The organism is Xanthomonas arboricola pv. guizotiae, from assembly GCF_002940205.1.
Classification (GTDB): Bacteria; Pseudomonadota; Gammaproteobacteria; order Xanthomonadales; family Xanthomonadaceae; genus Xanthomonas; species Xanthomonas arboricola_C.
The window spans coordinates 1-1,104 of the sequence record NZ_MDSK01000097.1 but is presented as its reverse complement, the minus strand read 5'-3'; the positions used below and the strand labels follow the sequence as shown (position 1 = coordinate 1,104).

Annotated in this window: 1 protein-coding gene; it reads left to right on the top strand. The window is 50.0% G+C overall.

The window, feature by feature from the left end; all coding sequences use genetic code 11:
• Window positions 1-419 precede the first annotated feature (419 nt).
• Entirely contained in the window at window positions 420-1,013 is a 594-nt protein-coding gene (locus XarbCFBP7408_RS22920; protein WP_181123330.1) for a hypothetical protein, read from the top strand.
• Window positions 1,014-1,104: the final 91 nt, after the last annotated feature.

Below are 1,104 nucleotides of genomic sequence, written 5' to 3'. Positions count from 1 at the left end.
AACGTCGCATCGATCTCCACTTGGCGTTGCTTTCGCTCGCATCCTCCATCATCTGCTTACGCCTTCTTCCTGGGTTTTGTTAGCCGCTCTAAATACCTGTAAGTCAGGTATGCACTGCCTGCGCATAGCAAAAGGGTAACTGTAAACATCTCTCATCCTTTGGAGTATTTTTCGTTATAAATACTTACAACACAGCTAAGCAGCCCATCCACCGATATCGACCCTGGTTTTGCAAAAAAATAGACTAAAAACAATTAGCGCCACTTAAAAAAATATACGCATACGGTAATTTGGGATGTCTATCACTAGGTATTTGTGGTATACGCCACAACTTGAAGTAAACGCCGTATTGATAAACGTGACCGGAGCCCAACTTCATGGCACTCTGAAAGCTTGGTAAGCGACACCTGTGACTATTGATGTCCTTCAAGCCTAACTACTTCCTCCCAGCTTCCCGCGCCACTCTGAGCAGCTTTCTCGATGCTAACCAAGTGCCCAACTCCCCACTTGGCATGGCGGCGCTTCTTGTTGCTATCACTGGCGCTGCCCCGTCTACGCCGCCATCCAAATTGACCCGAATGATTGATGAGGCGTGCCGACTTTTTGGGAAGGATCCAGAAAGTGGGCGCTTGTATCTTCTGCGACTCGCTTCTGAGGTCCCTCGAAGCATTGACGAGTGGGAACGCCAACTGTCGCTTCAAGGAATTGCGCTAGATGATGAGAATACAGCAGATGGCTTCTGCGCTATGTCACCCGACGCATTTCCAGTAGATCAATTCCAAGCAGCATATCGGACGACCCTTGGTCCGCACACTGTTCGTTTTTACGGCGAGGGCGCACTCCATAAGCAGGAAGAGAGCGACGATAGCGACATCGACGACGTCAAAACGGGTGAGAGCATTTCAGCTTATGTTGAACGCACGGCTGCCTACACCATTGATCAAGTTAGAGCGATCCGCTCCCTGATCGCTAACGCTGACGAGCACGTCGACCTACACGCATATGCCGGCTGATACGCCCAGGGTTTCCTAGACATCTCAAGGCCATGGAAAATGGCTGATTCGGAGGTGTCCATGAGCAGTAAGCGGTATACGGATGAGTTCA

Bases quoted from the DNA above. Each gene is read 5' to 3' on its own strand.
- XarbCFBP7408_RS22920 (WP_181123330.1), top strand. From the start codon at position 420: ATGTCCTTCAAGCCTAACTACTTCCTCCCAGCTTCCCGCGCCACTCTG.